Genomic DNA, 18,223 nt, shown 5'->3' with positions numbered 1-18,223 from the left:
GCACCTTGTGCGGGTGAGGCCGTCGTCGGCTGGCAAACTATAGCCGGACAGTTCGTGCGCTGGCAGCAGAATTGGCTGAACCTGGGAATAAGCGCCAAACTCCTAAGTGAAACACTTGCCAGGAGATCGATCATGGCCCTGCATCGCGTCGCCCGTTTCGCCGATGTCCCCCAAGACCGTGGCCTTGAAGTCCGGATCGATAAGACAAAAATCGTCTTGCTGCGGCTCGGCGATCAATTGCGTGCCTATCAGGGCAAATGTCCCCACGCCGGGGCTCCCTTGGCCAAAGGTGCGCTGTGTGAGGGGCGACTGATCTGCCCGTGGCACAAGGCGGCGTACCGGCTCGAAGACGGCGCGTTATGCGAGCCACCGTCCCTGGACAGTCTGCGACGCTACCCGCTTGAAATCCGCGACGATGAGGTCTGGGTCGATGACCAGCCGATGCCCACCGCGAGCACACCGCCGGCTGATGATAAGCGGACCTTTGTCATTATCGGCGCCGGTGCCGCCGGTACGGCTTGTGCCGCAGCGCTACGGGAGAAAGGCTTCGGCGGCCGGGTAATGCTGATCGACCGTGAGCCCGAGGCAGGCTACGACCGTACGGTATTGAGCAAATTCGTGATTGCAGGCGAGATGCCGCCAGATGAAGTCCCGCCTCTGCGCGATGAAAGTTTTTATCGCGAACAACGCATTGAACAGATAAACAGCGATGTGATGGGCCTGGATGCAGCGAACCGGACTCTGCGCCTGGCCGATGGTCAATCGTTGAACTATGACGCCGCCGTGATTGCCACCGGCGGCATCCCCAAAACCCTGTCGCTGCCTGGCGCCGATCTGCCGCAGGTATTCGTGCTGCGCTCGAAGGCCCAGGCACAGCGGATTCTGACGAGCGCAAAACCCGGTCAACGGGCAGTGATCGTGGGCGACAGTTTCATTGCTCTGGAATCCGCTTCATCCCTGCGTCAGTACGGCCTGGATGTCACTGTCCTGGCCCGCCATGCCATCCCGTTTGAGGCGCACTTCGGCGATGCCGTCGGCAAAGCGATTCGTGCCCTGCACGAGGCCAACGGCGTGGTGTTTCATACCGATGGCGAAGCGGCCCGGATCGAAGGCGCAGGCAAAGTCGAAGCGGTGCTGCTGGACAATGGTCAGCGCTTGCCGGCGGATCTGGTGCTGGTCGGCATTGGCGTCACCCCGGCAACAACCCCGTTTGCCGATTTGCCCAAAGAAAAGGATCTGTCGTTGAAGGTCGACGGCGGGATGCGCGTAACCGACGGGCTCTGGGCCGTCGGCGACATCGCGACCTTCCCGCTCAACGGCCAGCCGCAACGGATCGAGCACTGGCGCCTGGCCCAGCAACAGGCGCGGATTGCCGCGGCGAACATGCTCGGCGGCGACGAACGCTACCTCGACGTACCGTATTTCTGGACCTGGCACTTCGGCAAAAACTACGACTACCTCGGTCACGCCCAGGCCTGGGACGAGGTCGAGTTCAAGGGTGATCCTGACCATCCACCGTTTATTGGCCTGTTCGGCAAGAACGGTGTGGTGGCGGCGGCCGTGGCCTGCGATGAAGAGCGGGCGATGGCGATGCTCGCTGAACGGATGAAGCAGCCGTTGTCGGTGGATGAGGCCTGGCGGCTGATTCGGGACATGAGTTGACGGCTGTTTCCCCGCCAATCACGTAAACCTCTGTGGCAAGGCGCAAACCTGTGGCGAGGGGGCTTGCCCCCGTTCGTCTGCGAAGCAGACGCAAAATCTCTAATTTACCAACGATCTTGTGAGTGCTTCGCACTCAAACGGGGGCAAGCCCCCTCGCCACAGGGAATGCGAATCTAGACGTGGCTCATTGGCTCGCGGTTGTCGTCATCTTCGGCTGGCAGGCGGATTACCAGCGGATGCTCCAGCGGGGCTAAAGGCGGCGGTAGGTCAGCCGGGTCGACCGGGAAGAAGTGCGTAACGACATGACTGACATCGCCATCCTGATCGTTATGAATGGTCATCGAACCCGGCGTGCGCAGTTTCGCCAGCCGGTCGCCGCTCAGCTTGAAGCTTTTGCTGAGCCCCTGGTCATCCACCACCGGCGCCGGCAAACGGCGCTGGGCGAAGCTCTTGCTTTTGCGCTGTTGATAACGCGCCCACGTGATCAGGATCATCGCGTTCAACAACGCCACCCACAGGTAAATCTGCAACGTGCCGAGGGCGTCGAAAAACGACGCATCGATGCGCGGGCCGTCATGGGTATCGATCAACGGCCACAACCCCCGCACCAGTAAATACAGCAGACCGACCCAGGCCAGCACGGTTAAGAAGACATCGATCACGACCAGAAAGGGCCGCTGCCGGGTTCTGATGATTTTCATTTGATGACTTCCTCTTCATCGTCATTCAGCGGCTTGATGCCCCGATCCGGACTGACCCAACGCGCGCGCTTCTGATGTTGACCGAACAGCACTTTCGGGAAGCTGACCAAGGTGGTAAGCAGGCTGATGAGCCAGAACACCAGCGGATACCAGACCACCCAGAACATGGTCTTGCCGAGGCCCTTTTCGTAACGGCGATCGATCAGGATGCTGACCGCGAATTGCACCAGGCAGACCACTGCCAATAGCAGCCCGGTAAACGCCGGTGGCATCAGGTGATCAACGGCAATGGCGGGCGGCATCTCGATGAATTTGCCAACGCCCCAGAAAATCACCGACAGCAGAAAGGTGAAGGCCCAGCCGGTGGAGAGGCAGTATTCGAACAGCAGCGGCCAGAGGTAACGATGGCGGTATTGCCAGATGCCACGGATGTTTTTGAACAGCACCTCGGCGCCGCCCTGGGCCCAACGCAGACGCTGTTTCCACAGGCCGCCGAGGGTTTCCGGCATCAGAATCCAGCACAACGCGCGGGGCTCGTAGAAAATGCTCCAGTGATCCAGTTGCAGCTTCCAACTGATGTCGATGTCTTCGGTGATCATGTCCGGGCTCCAGTAGCCGACCCGGTTCAGCGCCGTGCGACGGAAGGCGACGATCACCCCGGAGACGGTAAAGATCCGCCCGAATACCCGTTGGGTGCGCTTGATCAGGCCGATGATCGACGAGAACTCGCCGACCTGTACGCGGCCGATCAAGGTCGAACGGGTGCGGATTCGCGGGTTGCCGGTCACGGCGCCGAGGCGCGCATTGTCGAGCATCGGCGCCACCAGATACGCCGCGGTGTTCGGCGCCAGCAATGCGTCGCCGTCGATGCACACCAGATACTCGCTGCGCGCCGCAATGGCGCCCATGCGCAGGGCCACGGCCTTGCCCTGATTCTCCGCCAGGTGCAGCACCCGCAGACGCGGATCCTGCGCCGCCAGTGCATCGAGCACCGCGGCGGTGTTGTCCTTGGAGCCGTCGTTGATCGCGATCACTTCGATGTTCGGGTAATGCTGGGCCAGCGCCGCATGGATGGTATCGGCCGCGTTGTCGCCTTCGTTGTAGCAAGGGATCAGGATCGAGATCAGCGGTTCGCCGGCCAGCGCTGGCGGCAAAGTGTCGTCCTGCCACGGCCAGTGCCGCTCCCAATGCAGCCAGAAATACAGGCCGCCGGCGATCCACAGTCCCGACATGAACAGTGGATAAAAGAACACGAAGTCCATCAGGAATTGCCCGGTGAGCAGAAAGATCAGCCCGAGGGGAACCCCAAGGACGATCGCCAGAACCAGCAGGGCTAAAAGTCTGTCCAGCATGTTATGGATTCCACTTGTTGGAGAGCGCGGGCCGCACGGTTTTCAGGTCCGGCTGGTTCTCAAGGAAGTTGTCCGGGTAGTAGCCGAAACTGGTGGCGCCCTGACGCTTGAGGCGGCCCATCCACTCAGCCAACTGTTCGCCGTCGATGTCGGCGTCGGTTTTTTTCGTCCAGTCACGGGCCTGCAATTCGAACACCGTGCGCTCGAGTGCGCCGGGGCGCGATTTCACCGTTGCCACCAGCGTTTCGAGCCAAGGGCCGGATTGTTTGCGGCTCTGTTTTTCCATGAGTGGCATGGCCATCGGCGCCGTCCAGTCGTAGGCGCCCAGGAAGTCGTCGAGGTTCTGCGCGAACCAGGCTTCGCTCTCGGGGTTGAGCATTGGCTCGGCGAAAATATTGCGCGCCGTTCTTACTTGCGGGCCGCGAATGGCGCGGACCTTGGCGGTCAGTTCGTGAGTGAAATCGATCAGGTAGCGGCTCTTGAAACGCGTCCAGCGCTGCAAGGTGGCCGGATCGTCACGCAGGGCGGCAATCGAACCCGGCAGACCGTTGGCGGCGTAAACCTTCAGGGCTTCAGGGCCGGCGTCTTCGAAGTCCGACAGCACCGCGTCATCGTGATAGAGGATGCCGTCGACCGAGGTCAGGCGCGCCATGTCTTCGTAGATTTCACCGATGATGCGCCGCACGTTCGGATCGAATGGCGACAAGCGCTTGTACTGGTCCGGATCGATCAAGGTGGCCCCGGTTTTCGGGTCCCAACGAGTGACCCGTGGCAGCTTCGAATCCAGGGCAAAACTCAGCACCGGCATCCAGGCATAGACTTTGACCTGAGCCCGAGTGCGCAACTGCCAGGCCACGCGGTCGAAGATATCGGCGCGCATCGGCAGGTGCCGGTTGGGGAAGTACAGCGAGTGCACCAGGCCATCGCCGGCAGGGTCGGCGAAGGCTTGCAGAAACACCGTGTTGGCGCCCATGTCGGCCATGCGCTGGATCAGTTTGCCGAGGTTGATTTCCTGTTGGGCCGGGTCCGGGTCGTAGACGTTGTCCAGGTCCACATGCACCACGCGCATCGGCGATTCGGTCTGCACCGAAACGATGCTGTTGGCGAAGTGTTCGCCATCCGGGTCCGAGGCCACCAGAAAGCGCGGGCTGCTCATCAGGTTGTCGAGGGCATCGAGGCCATCTTCCAGAGTCAGGGCCATCTGATAACCCTGCTCGTTGACCACTTGCAGCGAAGTGCCGTCCGCCGCGCCATAGGGCCAGACCCAGACACGCGGTTTGTAACCGGTGACCTTGAGAATCTTCTCCGAGATGGCCGCCACATCGGCGCGCATCCGGGCCTGGAATTGCGCTTCGGTTTCATAGCGACCGGTAGCCGCGTCATAGCGCCGGGTCGCGGCCGCCGGTTGCAGGTTGCCTTGCGGGTTGGCCAACACGCCTTTGTGGTTGGCGTCGGTGTGGGCGGCGATTTCCACCAGGCCGGATCGGGAAATTTCGCGGATCTGCTCCCAGGTCAGGAAGTCCGAACGCTTGCGCGGTGTACCGGCGAAATCCACCGGCTGGTTCAGCGGCGTATCGATCCATACCCCGACCGGCGCCAGCAAGGCGGGCCAGTTATAGGCGCGCAGCACCGGCAAAACGCGGGTGTAGAAGCTCGAATAGCCATCGTCGAAACTCAACACGATCGCCCGTGGCGGTAGCTCGGGGCCACCGTTGCGAGCGGCCATGATCTGGTTGATGGTGACCGGCTTGTAGTTGTTCTCCCGCAGCCACGCCAGTTGCTCGAGCAGACGCTCGGTGCGCACGGCCACCACCGCCTGATCGGGGTCACGGTCTTCGACATCGTGGTAAGCGATCCCGAGTACGTGGTTTTTCGGCCACGGCTTTTCATTGGCCGGCATCGGACGTTCGGACGGCGGTGCGAAGGCTGGGGCTTGCTGGGCGCAGGCGCTGATCAACAGCACTCCCAGCAAAAGGATGAAACGCGAAATAAAAGGCATCTTCAAACTCTTCTAGAAGCGGTAAGTGAGGTCGACGAGCAGGCGCAGATCGGTTTCGCGGTCGCCGTCATAAGGCCGGTTGATCACGCTCAGCAGGCCGCCCACCTCGAATACGTCGTTCCAGCTGTAGCGCTGGCCGTAACCCAACAGGCCGACGCCGCCGGTCCCGTGATCGCGCTGGCTATAGGTGCCCGCACCGGCCTGGAACTGCTGGCTCCAGGAGGTTTCGTAGCGGTGGTAGAGCACGTGATTGACGTTCACCGTCGGCAGCACGCTGAAGTCGGATTTGGGGTTGAAATACGGCACGTCGTCGGACTTGGAGTTATGGCTGGTGCCGACCTCCAGGCCGAGGTCGACCTGCAACCCCGGCGCGCGGTAAACACCCTCGCGACCGGTGAGCAAGGCTTCGACACGGTTGTTGCCGTCGCTGAAGTGCGAGGGGCTGAGCGCCAGTCTCCACTCACGGCTCTCATTGGCGCGCCAACGGATGAAACCGCTGCCGCCGTTGGCGGTGATGTCGCTGTTCAAGGCCCGCAACGGCGTTTGCGCCGACAGGTATTCGAGGCTGCCGCCGTACTGCCAGTGATCGTCGATGTCTCGGGCAATCGCCAGGCGCGCGCCCTGTTTGTCACCGAAGCCATAGGAATGGTTGGAGACTTCTGCCTCCAGGGTCATATCGCGAGTCCGGCGTTCTAGCCCGACGCGCTGAAAACGATGGTGGCCGGTGCCTTCCTGGAAGTCGCCGGTGGCGTAACCGGCACCGGCGAACACGCGCCAGTCTTCATCGATGGGGGGGCTGTACAGCGTGGTTTCGATGCCGAAATCGCGACTGCCGTTGACCGCCCCGGCGTCGCCGTTGCCCCCGCCATAACTCTTGCCGCCGTAGGCCTCCACCCGCAGCTCGGCCATGTCATGGACCGCACGCTGGCGCTGCAAACGCTGGACCTGACGGTTGTCCGGAAAACGCGCGACCACATCGTCGGTCAGCGCATCCATCTGCCGCCACTCCTGCAGATCCATGGCGGTGTGACCTTGCGCAACTTCCAGCCCGATGTCCCGCGGCGCCATGCTCTCGGTTTCCTTGAGCTGATTCTCGGCGCGCCGTGGCCAGTCCCGGGCCAGGTACAGATCGGCCTGGGCCAGACGCAGGCCGAGGTTGCCCGGGGCCTGATCCACCAGCGTCTGCAAACGCTGCTCACCCGACGGCAGATCAGCGCCGTAGGTGCCGGCCTGGGCAGCGAGTTGCTGCGCGTCCATCCATTCATCGTTGGGATTGCCCACCGGCAAGCCCTTGAGCTCGATCCGTGGCTTCTGGGTCTTGGCCAAGTCCTCGGTGACCTGACGTGCTTCATCGGCCTTATCGCTTTCGAGCAAGGCGTAATAGAGCGCGGTACTGTCTTCCAGACGGTCGCCGACATCGGCATCCGGCGCCACCAGCACCTGACGATACAAATCGGTGGCGATTTCTGGCTGACGCTGGTCCAGATAAGACGACGCCACCCAACGCAAGGCATAGGTCGGAATCTTCACACCTTCGGCGAGCAATTTCTGGTATTCGGCGATCACATCAGCGGTGCGCGCGCGGGCCTTGAGGGCGCCCATGCGATCGATTCGCCAGCGGATGACGTCATCGTGGGCCTGAAGATCCGGCGTCCAGGTCGTCAGCAACTGGTCGTAATCGGCCAGAGCCCGATCAGCGATCAGATAACGTTCTTTTTCGCTGCGGGTGGCCAGCTCGGCCAGCCGCACGCGTTCTGCGGCCAGATCACCTTCAAGACGTCGCAGCGTGACCGGATCCAGCAATCCCGGCCGCTGACGCGCCAGGCGCAAGGCCGGTTCTGGCAGGCGGGCGCGTTGCAGGGCAATCACGTATTCCCGAGCGACGTCGGGCTTGCTGCCGGCGCGGATGAAAGCCTGGTCGTATTCAAACAATGCGTCGTAGGTGGCACCGGCGCGAGTCAAGGCGTAGGCCAGGGCCAAGCGGCGGGAAGGGTCATCCGGTTTCGCCGCCACCAGCGCCCTGGCGCGGGCAACCGCCTCGTCAGGCTTACCGGCGTCGGCCTGGGTCATCGCCAACCCCAGCTGCAGGTCGGCATTTTTCGGGTCAAGAGCCAGAGCCTTGTTGTATACCTGGGTCGCCGAGTCCCAGCGCTTGAGGTTGCGATAGGCACGCGCGGTAGCGGTCAGGGCCTGAACCGGCAACGCCCGATTGTGCCCCTGGGTTTCATAGACCCGAACCACTTCAGCGTCCAGGCCTGCCCAGCTGGCGATCTGCAAGTGATCGCTGATCTGGCCGGTGGTGGCCTGGTTGACTGGCACCTGGCGCAATACAGCCAGCGCAGGCGTGTAGTTGCCGGCTCGTGCATCGCGAACCATTTGGTCATAAGGCGTATCGGCGAACGCCAGCACCGGCCACAGCAATTGGCCGCACAGCGCAACGCGAAACAAGGGGCGTAAACCACGATGAATAAAGGGACCTGCAATACACGGCATTCGTCAGCATCCTTACATGGCCAGCCGGGTCGCAATGTCCCTTTGCCCATTCGTAGCGGAAAGCCGGATCGAAAGACCCGGCCAGGCTTTATCGACGCAGTTTTGCATGCAAGCGTAGTCGACTATCCAGAGCACAATAATTATTCAGATTCTTGACGCTCGGGCCTTCTCTGGTACCAGTCAGCCAAGCGCAGCCCCTGTGGGAGCGAGCCTGTGGCGAGGGGGCTTGCCCCCGTTTGAGTGCGTAGCACTCACACGATCTTTGATACATCACAGATTTTGGGGCAGCTTCGCGGCCCACCGGGGGCAAGCCCCCTCGCCACAGGCCCGCTCCCACAGGTTCCGTGCCTTGATTGACTGACATTGGAACCTCCTCCCCCTCTCCCCGTTTCCAAACCCCAGACAGCAAAACGCCCGGCGTCTGCGTAATGCAGAGGCCGGGCGTTGCGGTGAGGCCTGCAGTTTTACTGGATGCTGACGTCGCCCGTGCCGCCGAGTTTGCTCATCACGAAGCCGACAAATTCCTCGAGGGTCATTTTCTGGCCGTTGAAGTCCACCTGATTGTTGGTGTAGTGCAGCTTGGTGACGACGTTGTTACCGTCCAGTTTCGCCAGTTGCGTGCCCACCGCCATGCTGCTGAACATGTCGGCGGTTGCGCTCGCCTGATCGGCAATGAGCTTGGCGTCGGTCTGACCGTCGATTTGCGATTGCACGGTGAGCACGTCAACCAGCATTGGCTTGGACACCAAGAGGTTGAAGTCCAGCAGCGCGATCAATTGCTTGACCAACTGGTCTGGCGGCAGGTCCATGGACTGCGGTTTGGTCAGGTCCAGCACCAGGTTGGCGCGGCTTTCGCCGTTGCTGGTGTTGAACGACAGGTTTTCCAGGGCCACCTGGGGACCTGCGGCCAGCAGTTTCTCCAGGCCGGTCTTGACCTGCGCCTCTTCAGCCGGGGTCAGGTTCAGCTCCGGCGGCGGTTCACCGGCGGCAGCGGCTTCAGCGGCGGCCCTTTCGTAGGGTTGCAGTTTGGTCTGGTAGATCTGCATCAGCGACATCGTTGACGGGATGTCGAGGTTTTTCAGGCTCATGGCCATCTTCGCAGAGCCGATAACCTTGCCGTTCAAGGACACTTCACCGACCTTGTAATCGGCACGCCCCGAAGCGTTGGTACCCGTTTCCTCGGTCTGGTTCTTCATTTCAAAGTTCTTGACGCCGAGTACCGATTGCTTGGCGCCGAAGGTGGTTTTGCTGCTGGTCAGCACAACGGTGTTTTCGCCGGTGTAATAGCCGTACGTGCTTTTGTTCAGGTTACTGGCCACGGTCAAGCCGTTGAGCTCGACCTGCACCGGGGTCTGATCTTCAGCCACGGTGGTCAGCTTCAGGCTGTCCATATAACCGTCTGCCTTGACCTTTTGCGCCTGGGCACTGGCGGCTACATCGAGTTTCATACCGGAAAAGGTCAGATTGGATTTGTCATCCAGTGCTGTTTCCAGCGGCAGAAACTCGAGGGTGCCCTTGGTGGAGTTGTCGTAGCCGATGTTAACCACGCCTTTGACCGGGGATTTGTCCTTGGCGGCAGCGAACCACTTTTCGGTCAGTGGGGTCTTTTCCAGCTCGTAGTGACTGGTCGCCAGGACCGGCAACCACTTCAGCGACACCAGGCGCGAGAACGGCAGCGGACCGTGTTCGATGCGGTCGACGAACAGCAACTCGACCGGTGCTTCACCAAACATCTCGCCTTCGCCCTTGAGGCGGTAGTGCGCGGTGCTGCTGAACACATGGCGATCCAGCGACACCAGTTCCAGCGACGCCGTGCCGTTGGAACCAGCCAGCGCGGCTTGCAGCTCTTTGTTGGCGTCGGTGATCGAGGTATTCAGCACCCCATCGAGTTTGCTGCCGGTGTACCACGCACCGCCAGCGCTGATTGCACCGATGGCCACGACAATTCCTAGAAGCACGCCTGCTGATTTATTCATGAAGTACCCGTTCAATGTCCGTTGTTGAAAATGTGGTCGTCTTCCCTGAACCCATGGCGGGTTGCGGTCACGACTGCGCTGAAAGTGGGATGGAGATTAGCATTTGCTCCGCAAAGCGGCCCAATGATTAAAGGTGAAAGAGTGTCTATGGATCGCGCATGGGGGCGAGAGTTTTGGTGGTCATGAGATCGCCATCGCGGGCAAGCCCGCTCCCACAAGGATTGCGCTGAACCTGTGGGAGCGGGCTTGCCCGCGATGGCGTCAGTCCTGCCAACATCAAACTCAGGAATACTGAACCTCAATCTCATCCAATTGATGATCAAAGCTCTTGAGCCGGGCGGTCCACGTATACACCAGCACTTCAAAATCCCGATTGATCACCGCCCCGCCGGTCACTTCCGCGCGCGGGTCGCAGAAATCCAGCTGATAGCGTTCACGGGCCATGGCGTTGGCGACATCCGATAGCTCTCGCGCATTGTTGAGCCAGTGCCACCCTTCATCGGCCACTTGCTTGTCCAGCGCCAGGCATTGTTTTTTCAAGGTTTCGAGGCTTTTTTCCAGCGGCGTGCCGGTGAGTTCGCCCATGACTTCCTGGAACGTGCGCCCCGGTTGCCAGTAACTGCCCCAGAAATACCGGTCGAACACCGTTTCGACGCGACGCAAAGCCACCTTGGTGTCCCAGATCAGCACCAGGGTCTTGCCTTGTTCAAGTTGTCGCTTCTTGATGCGCTGGTTCTGTAATGAAGCCCAGGCGACCACCACGATAGCCATCACGGCGATCAACGCCGCCGCGCTGTCGAGGAATATCAGCGCCGTGTCGAGCTGGTGGGCCAGCATGACGCCGTAGAAATAGGTGGCCGACAGCAAAACCAATGCCGCAATGGCGCACCAGAAGCCGGGAGCGTAAGGGTTTTTCATTATTAGATCCCCATGATCAACGCAAGCCTTGATCGACGGGTTCGCCACGCGCCCCCATCAAGTCAAAGCATAGCAACGGCCTCAGGGTTTGCCGGGGTGTGACCCTTGCGTTCGTCCGCTTTCCCGGCCGCAATGCAAGGAACGTCCGTCTGTCGTGACGTGTACAAGCTTGAACCAAAGAATGTAGTGAAGATGTATATACTTCGTCAGTACATATTCCGAGGACTTGGACATGTCAAAACAAGCCGTTTTTACGATGAAACTCGAACCCGAATTGCGTGAACAGTTCATGGCCGAAGCAGAAGCTTCTCATCGTCCTGCCTCTCAAATCGTCAGGGAAATGATGCGTCAATTCGTTCAAACCCAACGAGAATCGCGCGAGTACGAAGCGTTCCTGCAACGTAAGGTCGATAAGGCCCGAGTGTCCATGCGCGCTGGGGATGGCCTGACCAATGAAGAAGTTGAAGCAGAATTCACTGCCAGGCGAGTGCGAGCAACCATACAAGAATGAAGATAATCTGGACGCCAACAGCAGCACAGGATCGTGCAGACATTTGGGATTACCTGCATGCCGTCAACCCGCAAGCCGCCATCGACATGGACAACCGCTTCAAGGACGCGATATCCCGCATTGCCCAATACCCAGAAAGCGGCCCTGGCGGAATCATTGCAGGTACCCGCGAGTTAATTCCACATCAGAGCTATCGTGTCGTTTATGAACTGGGGCCAGACGCGATCTGGATACTCGCTCTAGCGCATACGTCCCGACAGTGGCCACCAGAAAGATGATTGTTACACCCCCCGCCCCTTCCTCAACATCACATCCAGCTGATCCACCACCTCCGCCCAATCGGCATCATCCAGAATCTCCTCACGCAGCAGCTCTGCCTGGCTCTCGCTCCAGAAGAACGCGTCGGCCAGGTGCAGTTCGGGTTTGAGCGGTGAATGGGTGGCGATGAATTTATCGATGCTTTCGGCGTCATCCGGCAGGCCGAGTTGTTTGAACAGGGATGGGAGGCTGTGGGTTGGGGATTCCATGTCGGGCTCCTTGGTGATCGCTTATTGGATGGGTGACCGCGGTGCGGCTATTCGCGGGCAAGCCCGTACCCGCAGGGTTTTCGCAAGTCCTGTAGGAGCGAGGCTTGCCCGCGAAGACGTCAGTCGGGGCGACTGTTATGCCGAAAGACTCAACTCGCACACTTCGGCATGCGGCACCATTTTCAAGAATTCCGGCACGCTCATGTGTACCAGGTTGTTGTGGTTGCCGGCTTCCAGGTAAATATCTTTCTGCCGGGTCAGCTGTGGGTCGATGACCATGTCCATCCCGTAGGATTCACCCAGTGCAGGCACGGCGCCGCGTTCGCAATCGTCGAACAGGTGCGGCAGGTTGCTTTCCCGGGTGACTTGCCATTCGCTGCTGCCACGGACTTTGCTCAGGTCCAGGTGACGGCTGGCAGGCAGCACGGCCATCAAGTAATGCCCGTGGCGGTCGTCGAGGATCACCGATTTGGCGACCCGTTCGGCAGGGATACCCGCGAGCCGAGCCGTTTCAAGGCTGCTGGCCGAGTGCGGGTGGGAAACGATGTCATATTCGCAGTGGGCCTTGTCCAGGCTGTTCTGCACGGTTTTTGCCATACGCATGATGCACCTCGGTGTCCGCAGCAACGAATCGCGGACGATGGTTAACTTTTGCCTCCCTTAAAAGTCTAGGCCCGCTGGTGGGATCCGGCGGGAAATCCGCCCGTCGGACGCTGTCGACACTGGTCAAAATTCATACCAATGCAGGGTCAACTAGACTTGTATACAGAGTCATGAACGGCTCGCGGACGGATGACTCTCCCGGAGGGTCAAGTGAACATGCGTTGCTGTGCAATTACGCTGCTGCTGGCCCTGAGCGGACCGGTTTTCGCGGCGGACACTCTCGTGGTGCTGGTTCCCGATCCCCTCGGGCTCTGGTTGATCACCTTCGGCATTGCGTTTCTGATCGCCGAGGCGGCCTTGCCCAATTACGGCGTGGTCGGCCTGGGCGGCCTTGTGATGTTCGTGATTGGGGCAGTGATTCTGACTAACGCCGAAGTCCCTGTTCCGTTGATGATCGGCTTGGGACTGATCAGCGCACTGCTACTGATTTTCCTGGTGATCCGCGCCTTGAAAACCCGACCGCGCCGCAACGTCAGCGGTGACGCCGAAATACTGGGCGCCGTGACGCCGATAACGTCGTTGCAGGCCGGTAACGCTTATATCGGCTGGGTGCACCTGCAAGGCGAGCAATGGCAGGCAATGAGCGAAACACCGCTGCAACCGGGTCAACAGGTCCGGGTAGTGGCACGCAAGGGTCTACTGCTGGAAGTGGTCGCGGCTGACGCGGCGCCCGTATGAACAATGATGGCGGAGAATAGTCATGGGTCTGCAACTGGGTTTTGCCGCGCTGCTGTTACTGCTGATTGCACTGGCGGGGTCGACCTTCCGTATCCTGCGCGAATACGAACGCGGCGTGGTGTTCCAGCTCGGACGCTTCTGGCAGGTCAAGGGCCCTGGCCTGATCCTGCTGATTCCAGTGGTCCAGCAAATGGTTCGCGTCGACCTGCGTACCGTGGTGCTCGACGTACCGCCGCAAGACGTCATCACCCGGGACAACGTCTCGGTCAAGGTCAATGCGGTGCTGTATTTCCGCGTGCTCGATCCGCAAAGGGCGATCATTCAGGTCGAAGACTTTCTCATGGCCACCAGCCAACTGGCCCAGACCACATTGCGGGCGGTGCTCGGTAAACATGAACTCGATGAATTGCTGGCCGAACGGGAACGGCTGAACGTCGACATCCAGCAAGTACTCGATGCGCAGACCGACGCCTGGGGCATCAAGGTGGCCAACGTCGAGATCAAGCACGTGGACCTCAACGAATCGATGATTCGCGCCATCGCCAAGCAGGCCGAGGCCGAGCGGGAACGTCGGGCCAAGGTGATCCACGCCGAAGGCGAGTTGCAAGCCTCGGAAAAACTCATGCAGGCCGCCGAAATGCTCGGACGCCAGCCGGGTGCCATGCAGCTGCGTTACATGCAGACGCTGAGTTCGATTGCCGGGGATAAAAGTTCGACCATCGTCTTTCCGCTGCCGATCGAATTGCTCAAGGGGATGGCGGATTTGTCGTCCAAGCCTTGATGCACCGATGACCTGTGGCGAGGGAGCTTGCTCCCGCTGGGTCGCGTAGCGGCCCTAAAACCTGCGACTGCTTCGCAGCCGAGCGGGAGCAAGCTCCCTCGCCACAAAAAGCCATTCCAATCATATTTTGCGCATTTTTTCCAAAGCCTTATAAGGCTCTAGCGCCCATTGTTGTATGCGTTCGTTAAGAAGCACCGAGGCTTCACGACGCTTGCTATCGCTGTCACCAACAAACACCTGCGACGGCTGCTTGGCATGCTGCCCCACTGCCGCGAACACTTGCTCACGCTGCAATTCATCCAACCCGAAAAACTCAGCCAACCGCCCCGCCATGGCCTGTGGCAGTTCGCTGTAGTTCACCGCCAGGCCGCCAAACGCCCGGCATTGCGCCAACCCCGACGCCAGTAACCGCCCCACCCGCCGGGCGATGTAATCCTCGCGGCTATCGAACGGCAATTCGTCGTCCAGCCCGCTCGTCCCGATCATCCCCGGCACCATGTGCATGCCCGGACGGCGCAGATGCGAGACGGCGATTTCCAGCGGATCGCGGTACACAAACAACCAAGGCGTTTCGGGAAAACACTCGTGCAACACAGGCAATTCAGTGATGTTCCAGGCATCGAGCTTAATGACCAGTCGTTGCTCCGAACCGAGCCGACGTTGCCCGTAAGCAGACAGCACCCCTTTGATGGCAGCACGGCGCTCGACGGCGGGCAAATCACTGCGCAACAACGCATCCAGCGGCGGTGGCTCGCTGACGACAATGTGGCTGTCGAGTTGCGCCAGCATCTGGCTGATCAGGGTCGAGCCACATCGCGAGGCATGAAAGATAAACGCACTCGGGGCCAGCCCAGGGCTGCAAACCTGCCAGTCAGCGAGGGTCGACAATGCAGTTTTCCGGCGAAACGCCTGATTGAACGGCAGTCGCAGCGCGTCTTCCACGGCCTCACGAAAAAACGGCTGATGCAGCGGCGTGTCACCGAACCAGCACCAGTCGACTTGCCATTGCCCGGCCTCTTGCCACACGCGAATCGGCAACCAGCCTTCCAGGTTCAGGCGCTCCATTGTTCATTCCATTGACGGCGACCGTCGCGCATCGCCGCGCGCAGTTCTTCAGCGGTGAACGCAAGTCCACGCTCGGCGGACAGTTCCAGGGTACGGACGATAAAGGCTTCGTTGTCCTGCACCCCCTGCAAGGACTTGCACAGCTGCGGATCGCTGGCCACCAACGCCTGGAACTGCGCTAAAGCGTCATGACCGAATTGCGGCGGTGGCGTGGTTGCCAACCCGTCGATAATCGCCTGCTCCAGCCAGGCACCGGGCCGGCAATCGAGCACCAGATGAACCCGTGCCCGGGTATCGCGATTGTCCACGCGATGAGGCCGCGACAGGTCGAGAAACCAGCATTCGCCAGCGGCCATCGGCATGCGCTGGCGGTCCAGCAGAAAGTCCACTCGGGGTGGACTGAGCAACGGGATATGCAGACGCAAGTCAGCGTCTGGCGCGCCCAGGTCATAGTCGCGATGTTCATGGATGCGCCCGCCCGGGCCGAGCCGCAGCAGCCGCGCGCAGACGATCTGCAGCGGCAGATCCCGCAACCCTTGCTGCCATCGAGCATCTTGCAGCCAAGGCGCACGCAACAGCGTCTCGCCGCGACCGGGCGACAGTTCAGTCAAGGCATCGGCCGCGCAAATCAGTGCCACACCGCTCCAGTCGCCAGCGTAATAATCGCTATTGAAGTGACTGTGCCAGTCGCCCTCGCCAATCACCGTCAATGCCTGCAACAGCAACGGCAAATCCACCGTTACCGGCAAGCGGGAAAAGGCCGGCCGACTCATCGTTTCGGCAGCACCGCGCATTCGCCGAGCCAGGTCAGCAAACGGTCGAGACAGGCCTCCACCGACTGCGCACCTGTGTCGAGCACCAGCGCCGCGCATGGCGGTGGTTCGTAAGGCGCGGAAATACCGGTAAACCCCGCCAACTCACCCCGTCGAGCCCGGGCGTAATGACCTTTGGGGTCACGCTGTTCACACACCGCCAACGAGGCACTGCACCAGACTTCGCGGTAGTCCTCGCCCAACCGTTGGACGAACAATTCACGTAACTCCACCAAGGGCGCGATCATCGCGAGGATGACGATCTGGCCGTTCTCGACCAACAGTGCCGCGAGTTCACTGGCGCGGCGGATGTTTTCCAGGCGATCGCTGTCGGTAAACCCCAAATCGCGATTGAGCCCGACCCGCAGTCCGTCGCCATCGAGCACCACACTCTGCACGCCGTGCTCGAACAACTCGGCGTGCAGTGCCTGGGCCAATGTCGATTTGCCCGCGGCCGGCAAACCGGTCAGCAAAATTGCCGTGCCGCGATGGCCGTTGCGGGTCTCCCTTTGGGCGCGGCTGATGCTCGCCGTCGGCGCCAGCAGATTATTGGACCGGGGCATGGGCCACCGGCACAGAGATATTGCCCGCCGCCCACGCCTCTTCGCGATTGGCCAGGGCCGTGGCGATGGACTGGACTTCGGTCGATTGCACTTCGTCCGGCAGGGGATCGAGACCGGCGCTGGCGAAGATTTGCCCGTAAGCGTTGCGCAGATCGGCGTAAGACAGGTCGCGTCGCAGATCGGCCTGCAAGGTGTTCAGCTCGCCCTGGATCAGGTCCAGTTCGCCCAGCCCGGCCGCCTGATGACGATTGCGCAGTTGGCCGACGATTTGTCCATCGATGTCTGACAGTTGCTGATTGGTCTTGAACTGCCGCATCGCCTCGCGATAGTTGGCGTTGGCCACGTAAAGCTGCGCCAGTATGGCAATCGACATCGCCTGCCTGCGCGCCGCGGCGACTTCTTCACCGGCCTTGGCAACGTCAATCGCGGCGGGCGCGGAAATCACATTGAACAGGTTCCAGGTGACTTTCACCCCGTAATCCGCCCAGCCCTGCTCCACCAAAAACGAGTTGCTGTCGTAATGCCCGCCAGCGGCAAACTCCAGCCCCGGCAGCAGACGCAGCATGGCTTTGCGGGTTTCGGCGGCGCTGATCCGGGTCTGGTAATCCTGCTCGCGCAACTCCGGCCGACTGGTCAGGGCTTCCTGTTCCAGGCTGGCGAGATCGACCTTGAGTTCCGGGATGATGTAATCGTCCTGGGTTGCCAGCGTCAGCTCGGTGCTCAGCGGCAGGTTGATCAGCGTTGCCAGTTCGGTTTTCGCCAACGACAGTGCGCGGCGTTGTTCTTCCAGTTGCCGGGTGGCTTCGATCAGCGAGCGTTGATAGCCCAATGCCTGAATCGGATCGCCGATACGCTGCTCGCTCATGCTCTGGCTATTGGTGCGAGCGGTTTCGACCCGAACCATGAGGCTGTCGATCTGTTTGAGCAAACGTTCGGCGGCCATGGCTCGCCAATAGGCCGAGCGCACGTCCTGCACGATGGTGTTGATAACCTTGCGCCGACGCTCCTGGACGATCAGTCGCTGGTCGCCCTGTTGCTTGGCGCTGATGTAGCTGACACCAAAGTCGAGCACGTTCCAGACCATGGTCAGGTCTGCCACTTCACGGTCGCGGTCCTGGGAGGTCGACGGTTCCAGGGACTGGGCCCCGGTCTCGACGCTCTGGCTGCTGGAGGCGCTGACGTTGTTACGCCCCACGTAACCGGCGTCCAGCGCCATGCGCGGCAGCATGTCGAAACTGGCGAGGTCGAGTTGGCGCTTGGCCAAGGCCTCTTCCATGATCTTGAGCCGGCCTTCGAGGTTGTATTTCACCGCCCGGGCCATGGCCTGGTGCAGGGTCAGCGGGCCGCTGAGAGGTTCCTGCCCCTTGTACATGTTTTGCAGATCGCTTTGGGCGCGCTGTTGGCTGACGCTGCGTTCGATCGGTTCACTGGTGACTGCACACCCGCTGATCGCCAGCGCCAGCAGGCTGGCGCCGAATAACTTCTGACTTCTCTTCATCCTTGGAGCCCCCAGATGCCGCCC

At 60.8% G+C, this 18,223-nt stretch carries 17 protein-coding genes; 5 read left to right on the top strand and 12 right to left on the bottom strand.

Annotated elements, in window-relative coordinates; genetic code table 11:
* The first annotated feature begins 132 nt into the window (after positions 1-132).
* Positions 133-1,662, top strand: a complete 1,530-nt coding sequence (locus ACQKPC_RS09120) for an FAD-dependent oxidoreductase (protein ID WP_427624188.1) — start codon at positions 133-135, stop codon at positions 1,660-1,662.
* 173 nt (positions 1,663-1,835) lie between these two features.
* Here the strand turns inward: ACQKPC_RS09120 and pgaD are convergent, their stop codons facing one another.
* The 6 genes from pgaD to ACQKPC_RS09090 all read right to left on the bottom strand — a co-directional run bounded on the left by pgaD (position 1,836) and on the right by ACQKPC_RS09090 (position 11,101).
* Positions 1,836-2,363, bottom strand: a complete 528-nt coding sequence (gene pgaD, locus ACQKPC_RS09115; protein WP_427624187.1) for a poly-beta-1,6-N-acetyl-D-glucosamine biosynthesis protein PgaD — start codon at positions 2,361-2,363, stop codon at positions 1,836-1,838.
* A complete protein-coding gene (pgaC, locus tag ACQKPC_RS09110) occupies positions 2,360-3,715 on the bottom strand; it encodes a poly-beta-1,6-N-acetyl-D-glucosamine synthase (protein ID WP_008068585.1) in 1,356 nt (451 codons plus the stop codon). The genes pgaD and pgaC overlap by 4 nt, the downstream gene beginning before the upstream one ends.
* A 1-nt stretch (position 3,716) precedes the next feature.
* The gene (gene pgaB, locus ACQKPC_RS09105; protein WP_427624186.1) at positions 3,717-5,714 is read right to left on the bottom strand and encodes a poly-beta-1,6-N-acetyl-D-glucosamine N-deacetylase PgaB; all 1,998 of its coding nucleotides are present in this window, start codon (positions 5,712-5,714) and stop codon (positions 3,717-3,719) included.
* A 12-nt stretch (positions 5,715-5,726) separates the two neighbouring features.
* On the bottom strand, positions 5,727-8,207 hold the full coding sequence (pgaA, locus tag ACQKPC_RS09100; RefSeq protein WP_427624184.1) for a poly-beta-1,6 N-acetyl-D-glucosamine export porin PgaA: 2,481 nt from the start codon (positions 8,205-8,207) through the stop codon (positions 5,727-5,729).
* Between the two features lie 464 nt (positions 8,208-8,671).
* Complete coding sequence (locus tag ACQKPC_RS09095; protein ID WP_427624183.1) at positions 8,672-10,183, bottom strand: YdgA family protein; 1,512 nt, start codon at positions 10,181-10,183, stop codon at positions 8,672-8,674.
* Positions 10,184-10,465: 282 nt separating this feature from the next.
* Positions 10,466-11,101: a hypothetical protein gene (locus ACQKPC_RS09090; RefSeq protein WP_008068581.1), complete on the bottom strand. Its 636-nt coding sequence runs from the start codon at positions 11,099-11,101 to the stop codon at positions 10,466-10,468.
* Positions 11,102-11,333: 232 nt separating this feature from the next.
* Here ACQKPC_RS09090 and ACQKPC_RS09085 point away from each other — a divergent pair, with 232 nt between their 5' ends.
* Positions 11,334-11,612: an antitoxin of toxin-antitoxin stability system gene (locus ACQKPC_RS09085; protein ID WP_401171826.1), complete on the top strand. Its 279-nt coding sequence runs from the start codon at positions 11,334-11,336 to the stop codon at positions 11,610-11,612.
* Complete coding sequence (locus tag ACQKPC_RS09080) at positions 11,609-11,890, top strand: type II toxin-antitoxin system RelE/ParE family toxin (RefSeq protein WP_008068579.1); 282 nt, start codon at positions 11,609-11,611, stop codon at positions 11,888-11,890. The genes ACQKPC_RS09085 and ACQKPC_RS09080 overlap by 4 nt, the downstream gene beginning before the upstream one ends.
* 3 nt (positions 11,891-11,893) lie before the next feature.
* Here the strand turns inward: ACQKPC_RS09080 and ACQKPC_RS09075 are convergent, their stop codons facing one another.
* Together ACQKPC_RS09075 and ACQKPC_RS09070 are read right to left on the bottom strand one after the other, a co-directional pair.
* The gene (locus ACQKPC_RS09075) at positions 11,894-12,139 is read right to left on the bottom strand and encodes a DUF2789 domain-containing protein (protein WP_007899563.1); all 246 of its coding nucleotides are present in this window, start codon (positions 12,137-12,139) and stop codon (positions 11,894-11,896) included.
* A gap of 135 nt (positions 12,140-12,274) precedes the next feature.
* The gene (locus tag ACQKPC_RS09070; protein ID WP_007899556.1) at positions 12,275-12,742 is read right to left on the bottom strand and encodes an aminoacyl-tRNA deacylase; all 468 of its coding nucleotides are present in this window, start codon (positions 12,740-12,742) and stop codon (positions 12,275-12,277) included.
* Positions 12,743-12,952: 210 nt separating this feature from the next.
* Here ACQKPC_RS09070 and ACQKPC_RS09065 point away from each other — a divergent pair, with 210 nt between their 5' ends.
* Positions 12,953-13,480, top strand: coding sequence for an NfeD family protein (locus ACQKPC_RS09065; RefSeq protein WP_218396769.1), 528 nt, complete (start codon positions 12,953-12,955; stop codon positions 13,478-13,480).
* A 22-nt stretch (positions 13,481-13,502) separates the two neighbouring features.
* Positions 13,503-14,261, top strand: coding sequence for a slipin family protein (locus tag ACQKPC_RS09060; RefSeq protein ID WP_008009522.1), 759 nt, complete (start codon positions 13,503-13,505; stop codon positions 14,259-14,261).
* A gap of 120 nt (positions 14,262-14,381) precedes the next feature.
* On the opposite strand, the gene ACQKPC_RS09055 is transcribed toward ACQKPC_RS09060, so the two are convergent.
* The 4 genes from ACQKPC_RS09055 to ACQKPC_RS09040 are packed head-to-tail and all read right to left on the bottom strand — an operon-like array spanning position 14,382 to position 18,199.
* Positions 14,382-15,326 carry a sulfotransferase family protein gene (locus ACQKPC_RS09055; protein WP_427624181.1) on the bottom strand — a complete coding sequence of 315 codons (945 nt, stop codon included), beginning with the start codon at positions 15,324-15,326 and terminating at the stop codon, positions 14,382-14,384.
* Positions 15,314-16,099 carry an aspartyl/asparaginyl beta-hydroxylase domain-containing protein gene (locus ACQKPC_RS09050; protein WP_427624246.1) on the bottom strand — a complete coding sequence of 262 codons (786 nt, stop codon included), beginning with the start codon at positions 16,097-16,099 and terminating at the stop codon, positions 15,314-15,316. The genes ACQKPC_RS09055 and ACQKPC_RS09050 overlap by 13 nt, the downstream gene beginning before the upstream one ends.
* Positions 16,096-16,701 carry an adenylyl-sulfate kinase gene (cysC, locus tag ACQKPC_RS09045; RefSeq protein ID WP_427624179.1) on the bottom strand — a complete coding sequence of 202 codons (606 nt, stop codon included), beginning with the start codon at positions 16,699-16,701 and terminating at the stop codon, positions 16,096-16,098. Before cysC ends, ACQKPC_RS09050 begins: the two co-directional genes overlap by 4 nt.
* A complete protein-coding gene (locus ACQKPC_RS09040; RefSeq protein WP_427624178.1) occupies positions 16,685-18,199 on the bottom strand; it encodes a TolC family protein in 1,515 nt (504 codons plus the stop codon). Before ACQKPC_RS09040 ends, cysC begins: the two co-directional genes overlap by 17 nt.
* Positions 18,200-18,223: the final 24 nt, after the last annotated feature.

This window comes from Pseudomonas sp. NPDC089918 (genome assembly GCF_050280605.1).
Classification (GTDB): Bacteria; Pseudomonadota; Gammaproteobacteria; order Pseudomonadales; family Pseudomonadaceae; genus Aquipseudomonas.
The sequence above is the reverse complement of the archived record's forward strand: the minus strand, read 5'-3'. Positions and strand labels throughout refer to the sequence as shown.